An 8,243-nucleotide genomic window follows, 5' to 3' on the forward strand; every position below is an offset into this window, starting at 1 on the left:
GCGGCGACGACGTGATCCGCGATGCCATCACCGGGCTGCCCTTCGGCCCCGCCGGGGTGGTGCTGACGGTGATGCTGGTGGTGTTCCTGCTCGGCTTCTTCCTCGACTGGGTGGAGATCACGCTGATCATCCTGCCGCTGGTGGCCCCGGTAGTCTTCAGCCTGGGCGTCGACCCGGTGTGGTTCGCCATCCTCTTCGCCATCTGCCTGCAGACCTCGTTCCTGACGCCGCCGGTGGGCTTCGCGCTGTTCTACATCAAGGGGGTCTGTCCGCCGGGCATCACTACCGTCGACATCTACAAGGGCGTGGCGCCCTTCGTGGCCATACAGCTGCTGGGGCTGGCACTGGTGTTCTTCTACGAGCCGCTGGCCACCTGGCTGCCCTCGCAGGTCTACAGCGGCAACTGACCCTCAATCGGAGATACGCTCATGCAACTGACTGACCGCACAGCCCTGATTACCGGCGCAGCAGGGGGTATCGGGCGCGCCATCGCCGAACGCTACGCCAGGGAGGGTGCCCGGGTCGCGATTGCCGACCTCAACCTCGAGGCCGCCGAAGCCGCGGTGAACGCCATCCGCGAGGGAGGCGGCGTGGCCATGGCCGTGGCGATGGATGTGACCGACGAGGCCGCCGTGGAGGCCGGTGTCACGAGGGTCGTCCAGGAATGGGGGCGCCTGGACATCGCCATCGCCAATGCCGGAATTCAGCATATCGAGCCGCTGCATACCCTGAGCTTCGCTGACTGGCGCAAGGTCATCTCGGTGCACCTGGATGGAGCCTTCCTGCTGACGAGTGCCGCCCTGCGCCAGATGTACCAGCAGGAGAGCGGCGGCTGCCTGCTTTACATGGGCTCGGTGCACAGCAAGCTCGCCTCGCCGCTCAAGGCCCCCTACGTGGCAGCCAAGCATGCCCTGCTGGGGCTATGCCGCACGGTGGCCAAGGAGGGTGCGCCGCACCGGGTGCGTACCAATGTCATCTGTCCCGGCTTCGTGCGTACGCCGCTGGTCGACAAGCAGATTCCCGAACAGGCCGCCGCGCTGGGAATCTCCGAGGAAGCAGTGATACGCGACGTGATGCTAAAGGACACCGTGGACAGGGAGTTCACCACCCTGGACGATATCGCCGAGGTGGCACTTCACCTCGCCGCCTTCCCCACGGCGGCGCTCACGGGCCAGTCGATAGTGGCCAGCCACGGCTGGTATATGCAGTAGCGCGAACTCGCCAGGCCGTCGCCCAAAGCGACTGCCTGGCGCAGGGAACGGCCACAAGAGCAAGGGCCGGCCAATTGACACCACCATTAGGGAACGCTGTTCTGCCACCCGGGTTTCGCCTAAAATGGGCGCTCACTTCCTACAGCTCGTGCCACCGCCCATGCCCCAGATAGAAACCCACTTCGCGCTTGGACGCATCCTGCTCTTCAATCTCCTGGGCGCCATTCTGGTGTGGTCCTGGGTGTCCCCCGGACTGATGTTCTGGACGGAGATCGACGATGTCGTCTTCTTCGCCACCAATGCCTGGCTCAGCGAAGAGAACGAAGCCTGGGTGCTGTTCGTGGCAGCGACCAACCATCGCCTGTTCGATGTTTTCAGCCTGTTGAATCTGCTGGCGCTCTATCTCTGGGCCATCAGCCGCGACCCCGAGCAGGAGCACCGGTTGCTGCGCTGGGGCGGCATCGGCGTCGCCATGCTGCTCTCGGCGGTTTTCATCGCCCAGGGCGTTCGCATGGGGGTGCCCTACACCCATCCCAGCCCCACCCTGGTGTACGAGAACGTCAACCTGATCACCGAGATGGTCGACTTCTGGAGCAAGGATCGCTCCGGCAGCAGCTTCCCCGGCGACCACGGCGTGAACCTGCTGCTGTTCACCGCTTTCATGTGGCGCTTTGCAGGGCTCAAGCTAATGCTGGTCAGCGCCCTGTTCGCCGTGCTGCTCAGCGCACCACGCATCCTCAGCGGTGCCCACTGGTTCAGCGACGTCTACTTCGCGGCCATTGCCATCAACCTGCTCGTGGCCCCCTGGATACTGCTTACGCCGCTGGCACCGGGCCTGTCGCGAGCCCTTACCGCCGGGATGGTCCGGGTACGCAACGCCCTACCCGGACAGTTGAGCCACCTGTGAACTACCTAAAGAGTCCCGAAGGAGTGACGTTGCGTTACGCGCAACGCTCTCCTCTCGTCAGTTGGCTTTGCGCCAGCCGCCTAACACCCGCTGATCCGGGCCGAAGAACACCAGCCGGTCGTGATCGATGAGGTAGCGGTAGGCGGACTCCATCATGGTGGTGACGCGACGGGCATCGTCGAGCTGTGGGCAGCCCATTTTCGTGCCGGCCAGCTCGCGAAACTGGATACGATTGCCGTCACCCAGCTGCACCCTGCCATTGATCGCGTTGCAGCCATCATGGCCGGAGACGCGGCCGTCGGGGGCAATCACGAAATGGGGGGTGTTGGGCATGGAGAGACGCTCATCGGTGCCGACCAGCAGCAGGTTCCAGCGCTGTCCCACCACCGGGTGGTCGCTAGTGGCCCGAGGAGCTTCATCGCGTGTCGGTTCGGAGGGCTTACCGCCGCACGCAGCCAGGGTCATGGCGACGAGCACCAGCAGCAGCGCTCGGCCAGAGAGAGTCTTGTTCATTGAAAGATTCGTTCCTTGTTGCTCTACGCAGGTATTAGGAAGCGCTGAAAAAATTGACGAGCGAGATGAAGCGGCTAGGTTCGTTCCCGACGAACCAACGCACTTCCCACATCCCTGTGGGTCGCAAGGCGCACGGAGCGCAGAGACCGGAGCCTATGGGGTATAGGTGAGGGTCCGACGGTCCGACGCTTCGGCACCGCGCAACGCAGCGATTCGCTCGCGCAGGCATTTGTGCAGTGTTTCCTTTACCAGGTGCCGGTGTTTTCCATGGAAAGCCAGGGCTCGCTGGGCGGAAGCGCCTCGCCCCTCTGCAGCAGCTCGATGGAGATGCCGTCGGGGCTGCGCACGAAGGCCATATGGCCGTCACGGGGTGGCCGATTGATGGTCACGCCGTTTTCTTGAAGCCGCTCGCACAGGGCATAGATATCATCGACCCGATAGGCCAGGTGACCAAAGTTACGCCCGCCGGTGTACTCTTCGGGATCCCAGTTCCAGGTCAGCTCCAGCTCGGGAGCCTTGAGCTCGGCCGAGCGCGCCTCGTCCTCCGGCGCTGCCAGAAATACCAGGGTGAAGCGCCCCTTCTCGTTCTCCTTGCGGCGTACCTCCTTCAGTCCGAGCAGGTCGCAGTAGAAGCGCAGCGACGCATCCAGGTCGCTGACGCGCACCATGGTGTGCAGAAATTGCATGGGCCACCTCTATGACGTTTCGTTCAGGGGAGTTTCTCAATCATGAGTATATTCGCTGAAGATAGCCGGTGTCCGGTCCTCATGCTGCCAGGTCAGCACGGCGTAATCGTCGTAGCGACCGGTTTCCATGCCCGGTGAACCGTGGGGCATGCCCGGCACCGTCAGTCCTGCCACATCGGGCTTCTCTTCAAGCAGACGACGAATATCGGCGGCGGGCACATGGCCTTCGATCACGTAGCCATCGACCAGCGCCGTGTGGCAGGAAGAGAGCTCTGGCGTGACGCCGTGCTCCACCTTCACCGAGCGCATGTCCCGGGTCTTGTGCTGGCGAACCTCGAAGCCCTCATCCCTGAGGTGGTCGGCCCAGTCAGTGCAGCAACCGCAGTTGGGGTCCTGGTACATCTCTACCACCGAACCTGCCTGCGTGCTGGTGCCGGGCGCCAAGGCAAGGTACAGGGCCAAGACACCGCCAGCCAACAGGGAGAGCGCCGCCGCCTTTCTCGTCTTGCGGTTTACCGTTAGGGTTTTCATGCTAGTGACTCCTGAAGCGTTGACGCCAGATAATGGAATCGTGACAAGCCGATGCGGGCTTGCCAATAGCAAAGACAGCGGAGACGGCGAAATGTCGCATTATTGTGATCTGGCACCGGGACACCCGTTTCACGGCCCCTACCATGATACGGAGTATGGCTTCCCCGTCGATGACGACCAGGTGCTTTTCGAGCGGCTGGTGCTGGAAATCAACCAGGCGGGGCTCTCCTGGTTGACCGTATTGAAGAAACGCGATGCCTTTCGCCTCGCCTTTGATGACTTCGACATCGATCGCATCGCCGCGTATGGGGTAGACGAACGGCAACGACTGCTGAGCGATGCCGGCATCATTCGCAACCGACTCAAGGTGGATGCCGTGATCCATAACGCCGGGGTCGTCCAGGCACTTTGCCGAGGCCATGGCAGCTTCAAGGCCTGGCTGGACCACCACCATCCGCTGTCCCATGCCGACTGGGTCAAGCTGTTTCGCAAGACCTTCCGTTTCACCGGGCCAGAGATCGTCGGCGAATTCCTGATGAGTACCGGCTACCTGCCCGGCGCCCATCGCGCCGACTGCCCGGTCCATGCCAGCATACTCACGGCAGGCCCAGCCTGGCAGACAGCCTGACCGGTTGTTTGCCTTGCCCAGGGAAACAGATAACCGCAAAAGGAGGCGCCCCCTTTGGATACCCTGACTCAGGCGGCACTGGGTGCGGCGGTGGGGGGCGCCGTTCTCGGCCGCCGACTGGGCCGCAAGGCAGTGGTGGTCGGTGCGCTGCTGGGGACTCTGCCCGATCTGGATGTCTTCATCGACTACGGCGATGCGGTGGCAAACTACACCCAGCACCGGGGCTTCACCCATTCGCTGTTCGTGCTCACCGGTCTCGGCACGCTCCTGGCGTTGATCGCTACCCGCTTCGCTCCGGCCCGAGACATCGGCTTTCGCCACTGGGGGGCCTTCTTTGTACTCTGCCTGGTCACTCACCCGCTGCTCGATGCGCTGACCACCTACGGCACACAGCTATGGTGGCCGATGGAGGGGTCGCCCAGCGCCTGGCCGGTGGTGTTCATCATCGATCCCGTCTACACCCTGCCGCTGCTGGCAGGCCTCGGCGTGGGGCTGGTCACCGGTAACGGCCAACGCGGCCCCGCCTGGGGACTTGCGCTTTCCAGCGCCTACCTGCTGTTCGCCATGGGTGCCAAGACGCTGGTGGAGTACCGCCTCGAGCCGGTGCTGGCCAAGCAGGGGCTACAGGGAACGCCGCACCTGGTTCAGCCCACCCCCTTCAACACCTTGCTGTGGCGTGTGACCATCATCGAAGAGGCACAGCATCACGAAGCCCTGATGAGCGTCTTCGACGGCAACAGGGTGCCCGTCTTCGAAACCTTCGAACGCGGCGCCGAGCTGGAGCCCACCGCACTCGCGCTCGACCGGGGAGAGCGGCTCGACTGGTTCGCCGGCCCCTTTCTGCGCTATGAGGTCCGCGAGCTTGAAGGTAAAGCAACCCTGGTGGCCACTGACCTGCGCCTCGGCTTTCCCGGCTTTCACCCCTTCAGCTTCACCCTGGCGGACCGGGAAGGTAACGAATGGCGTCCGGCAGTTCCCACCGAGCTACTCAATTCGGATGCGCGCGCCGACCTGAGTGCCCTCGGGCTGCTGGCCTCACGCATCTTCAGCCCCGAACCCCCGCTCTGTACCAGTGATTTCGTCGCCGACCGGTGGGTGGTCGACATACCAGCGTCATGCTGAAGCGGCCTAGTCCTATCGCAGGCACGACGCATAGGGGCGGCCCATGGCCGCCCCTATGCGCTATGTCGACTCAGCCGAAGCGGTCTGACTCAATCAGAGAGTGGTAACCAGCCCATCGATGGCCTGCCTGGCCTCCTTGAGCGAGGCATCGCGATGCCCCTCCCCCATGGCCAGCCCCTCGGCGAACACCACCGTCACATCGGTGATGCCGATGAGGCCCAGCATGCTCTTGAGGTGCGGTGTCTGGCTGTCCAGCTCACTGCCGGCATACTGCCCGCCGCGGGCCGCCAGGATAACGGCGCGCTTGCCCTCCACCAGGCCCTGGGGACCCTTGTCGGTATAGCGGAAGGTTTCACCGGCACGTAGCACCCTGTCGAACCAGGCCTTGAGCTGGGAGGGAATACCCAGGTTGTACAGGGGCACCGACAGCACGAGGACGTCGTGCGCCTTCAGCTCGTCGATCAAGCCATCGGAGCGCCCCGCCAGGGCCCGCTGCTCGGGCGTGCGCTCGGCTGCCGGCACCTGCCAGCTGGAGAGCTCGTCGACCCCGAGATGCGGCAATTCGTCGACCACCAGATCGCGGCGGGTGATCTCGAGGGCGGCCCGCTCCTTGCTACGCGCGGTGAAGTGATCGGCCAGGGCAAGGGACTGACCCTGGGCGCCGAGGATGGACGAGGTGACGACGAGTGCACGAGTGGTCATGGCGGTTCTCCGAAAACGATGACGATGGATAGCCCCCATTCTATTGATCCAAATAATCGTATAAAAGCGCAACATTTCGCCAGATAAAGACGATTAAATCGAAAGGATTTGACTAAAACACAGAGCACCCCGCCGGGAGGCCTCCGGCCTCCAGTCGCCGATGCGTCGGACCGGAGCTGAAGCGACTCCTAAAGCAGCGTGGCATCGTCGGTGGGGAAATCGTTATCGGGGGACGACTTATAACTTCTTGACCATCCGAGCACTTTCACTGATCAAGGTGAGTCATCAGCAAACACAAGGGCCCTGCCGCATGCGGCAGGGCCCTGGTCAGCGTCTCAGGGCGCCGGATCGGCGCCCGGTATCAGCTGAAGTTCTGGGCGACGAAATCCCAGTTGATCAGGCTCCATACGCTGTCCAGGTACTTGGGACGGGCGTTGCGGTAGTCGATGTAGTAGGCGTGCTCCCACACGTCGATGGTCAGTACCGGGGTCTGGCCATGGGCGATGGGAGTATCGGCGTTGCTGGTATTGACGATATCCACGCCGCCATCGTCGGTCTTGACCAGCCAGGTCCAGCCGGAGCCGAAGTTGCCGGCGGCGTTGGCGTTGAAGGTTTCCTTGAACTTGTCGAAGGAGCCGAACTTGGCATTGATCGCCTCGGCCAGCGCACCGCTGGGCTCACCGCCACCGTTGGGCGACAGGCAGTGCCAGTAGAAGGTGTGGTTCCACACCTGAGCCGCCTGGTTGAACAGACCGCCTGAGGCGCTCTTGATGATCTCTTCCAGCGACTTGTTGGCGTTGTCGGTGCCTTCGACCAGCTCGTTGAGCTTGGTGACATAAGCCTGGTGGTGCTTGCCGTAATGGTATTCGAGCGTCTCGGCGGAGATGTGCGGCTCGAGCGCATTCTTTTCGTAGGGCAGTGCGGGCAATTCAAATGCCATCGGGTCTTGCTCCTTGCTTTCACGGTGGGAATGGAGGCGATCCGGACTTGCCTCTTGGCCGCCTCGTCGGTATTTTCCAAGCATACACTAGATTAATTCCAACGGGCACCATGTCAAGCAACCCTAATGAAAAACCGGCTGATACAGCCGCGGAGCGACTGCTACACCTGCTGAAATCCCGCGGGCCGCACTCTGCTGCGGAGCTGGGCGACATGCTCGGCACCACCGGCGAGAACGCTCGCCAGCAGCTGAGCAAGCTTGCTCGCAGGGGGCTGGTGGCCCAGCGCTCGCGACCGGGTGGCGTCGGCCGCCCTGCCGTCGAGTGGCGCCTCACCGAGGCCGGCCACGGCCGCTTTCCCGATACTCACGCCGAGCTCGCTTCTCGGCTGATCATCAGTGTGCGCGACACTCTGGGCGAAGCGGCGCTGGATCGCCTGGTGGAGGCCCGTGGCGCCGAGACCCTGGCACACTATCGCCGCGAGCTGGCCGATGCCGGGACGCTGGCGGCACGGGTCGCGCGCCTGGCCGAGATCCGCAGCCGCGAAGGCTACATGGCCAAATGGCAGGAAGAGGCGGACGGCAGCCTGTTGCTGATCGAGAACCACTGCCCGATCTGCAGCGCCGCCCGCACCTGTCCCGCCTTCTGCCACTCCGAACTGCAGGTGTTTCACGCCGTGCTGGGCCCGGACGTCAGCGTCGAACGCGTCGAGCACATCCTGGAGGGGGCACGACGCTGCGCCTATCGGATCATCAAGCAAGGAGGTTCATAGCTGGCGCTGCGGTCTCCGCCAAGGCGCCTGACGGCGCCAGTCGCGATGGGAACTCGGAGCGCCGAACCGAGCGCTCCTACAGCGTCTCTTTCCACCAGCGGTGCCACGCAGCTGTAGGAAATGGGATGGACCCGTCCCTCCCTGTGCCAAGATGAGTTTGCAACGCCATCTGGGTGCATGGGGCACCACACGGCATCTTGAAGAGAGGGTCCATCCATGAATCACATTAGCAT

The 8,243-nt window shown here is 63.4% G+C and carries 11 protein-coding genes; 6 read left to right on the forward strand and 5 right to left on the reverse strand.

Features of this window, described 5'->3' with window-relative positions; all coding sequences use genetic code 11:
* From DU505_RS22015 to DU505_RS22025, 3 genes are all read left to right on the forward strand, one after another.
* Positions 1–407: TRAP transporter large permease subunit (locus DU505_RS22015; RefSeq protein ID WP_147273117.1), on the forward strand; the 407-nt coding region annotated here is incomplete at its 5' end.
* 21 nt (positions 408–428) lie between these two features.
* The gene (locus DU505_RS22020) at positions 429–1,211 is read left to right on the forward strand and encodes a 3-hydroxybutyrate dehydrogenase (RefSeq protein ID WP_114481112.1); all 783 of its coding nucleotides are present in this window, start codon (positions 429–431) and stop codon (positions 1,209–1,211) included.
* 160 nt (positions 1,212–1,371) lie between these two features.
* Positions 1,372–2,118, forward strand: coding sequence for a phosphatase PAP2 family protein (locus DU505_RS22025; RefSeq protein WP_245948140.1), 747 nt, complete (start codon positions 1,372–1,374; stop codon positions 2,116–2,118).
* 57 nt (positions 2,119–2,175) lie between these two features.
* Here the strand turns inward: DU505_RS22025 and DU505_RS22030 are convergent, their stop codons facing one another.
* From DU505_RS22030 to DU505_RS22040, 3 genes are all read right to left on the reverse strand, one after another.
* Positions 2,176–2,631 (reverse strand): META domain-containing protein, encoded by a 456-nt coding sequence (locus DU505_RS22030; RefSeq protein WP_114481114.1) that lies wholly within the window; start codon positions 2,629–2,631, stop codon positions 2,176–2,178.
* A 245-nt stretch (positions 2,632–2,876) separates the two neighbouring features.
* A complete protein-coding gene (gloA, locus tag DU505_RS22035) occupies positions 2,877–3,317 on the reverse strand; it encodes a lactoylglutathione lyase (RefSeq protein ID WP_114481115.1) in 441 nt (146 codons plus the stop codon).
* A gap of 36 nt (positions 3,318–3,353) precedes the next feature.
* Entirely contained in the window at positions 3,354–3,848 is a 495-nt protein-coding gene (locus tag DU505_RS22040; RefSeq protein WP_114481116.1) for a DUF411 domain-containing protein, read from the reverse strand.
* Between the two features lie 91 nt (positions 3,849–3,939).
* Between DU505_RS22040 and DU505_RS22045 the strand changes: the two genes are divergently transcribed.
* Complete coding sequence (locus DU505_RS22045; RefSeq protein WP_114481117.1) at positions 3,940–4,476, forward strand: DNA-3-methyladenine glycosylase I; 537 nt, start codon at positions 3,940–3,942, stop codon at positions 4,474–4,476.
* Positions 4,477–4,530: 54 nt separating this feature from the next.
* Positions 4,531–5,598 (forward strand): metal-dependent hydrolase, encoded by a 1,068-nt coding sequence (locus DU505_RS22050; RefSeq protein WP_114481118.1) that lies wholly within the window; start codon positions 4,531–4,533, stop codon positions 5,596–5,598.
* A gap of 93 nt (positions 5,599–5,691) precedes the next feature.
* On the opposite strand, the gene DU505_RS22055 is transcribed toward DU505_RS22050, so the two are convergent.
* Both DU505_RS22055 and DU505_RS22060 read right to left on the reverse strand, forming a co-directional pair.
* Positions 5,692–6,300 carry an FMN-dependent NADH-azoreductase gene (locus DU505_RS22055; RefSeq protein ID WP_114481119.1) on the reverse strand — a complete coding sequence of 203 codons (609 nt, stop codon included), beginning with the start codon at positions 6,298–6,300 and terminating at the stop codon, positions 5,692–5,694.
* Between the two features lie 361 nt (positions 6,301–6,661).
* Entirely contained in the window at positions 6,662–7,240 is a 579-nt protein-coding gene (locus tag DU505_RS22060) for a superoxide dismutase (protein ID WP_114481120.1), read from the reverse strand.
* Positions 7,241–7,452: 212 nt separating this feature from the next.
* Here DU505_RS22060 and DU505_RS22065 point away from each other — a divergent pair, with 212 nt between their 5' ends.
* Positions 7,453–8,010 (forward strand): helix-turn-helix transcriptional regulator, encoded by a 558-nt coding sequence (locus tag DU505_RS22065; RefSeq protein WP_220251007.1) that lies wholly within the window; start codon positions 7,453–7,455, stop codon positions 8,008–8,010.
* Positions 8,011–8,243 lie beyond the last annotated feature (233 nt).

It is taken from the genome of Billgrantia montanilacus (assembly GCF_003336675.1).
Classification (GTDB): Bacteria; Pseudomonadota; Gammaproteobacteria; order Pseudomonadales; family Halomonadaceae; genus Halomonas; species Halomonas montanilacus.

Bases quoted from the DNA above. Each gene is read 5' to 3' on its own strand.
- gloA (WP_114481115.1), bottom strand. From the start codon at position 3,317: ATGCAATTTCTGCACACCATGGTGCGCGTCAGCGACCTGGATGCGTCG.
- DU505_RS22040 (WP_114481116.1), bottom strand. From the start codon at position 3,848: ATGAAAACCCTAACGGTAAACCGCAAGACGAGAAAGGCGGCGGCGCTC.
- DU505_RS22020 (WP_114481112.1), top strand. From the start codon at position 429: ATGCAACTGACTGACCGCACAGCCCTGATTACCGGCGCAGCAGGGGGT.
- DU505_RS22060 (WP_114481120.1), bottom strand. From the start codon at position 7,240: ATGGCATTTGAATTGCCCGCACTGCCCTACGAAAAGAATGCGCTCGAG.
- DU505_RS22025 (WP_245948140.1), top strand. From the start codon at position 1,372: ATGCCCCAGATAGAAACCCACTTCGCGCTTGGACGCATCCTGCTCTTC.
- DU505_RS22045 (WP_114481117.1), top strand. From the start codon at position 3,940: ATGTCGCATTATTGTGATCTGGCACCGGGACACCCGTTTCACGGCCCC.
- DU505_RS22030 (WP_114481114.1), bottom strand. From the start codon at position 2,631: ATGAACAAGACTCTCTCTGGCCGAGCGCTGCTGCTGGTGCTCGTCGCC.
- DU505_RS22055 (WP_114481119.1), bottom strand. From the start codon at position 6,300: ATGACCACTCGTGCACTCGTCGTCACCTCGTCCATCCTCGGCGCCCAG.
- DU505_RS22065 (WP_220251007.1), top strand. From the start codon at position 7,453: ATGCTCGGCACCACCGGCGAGAACGCTCGCCAGCAGCTGAGCAAGCTT.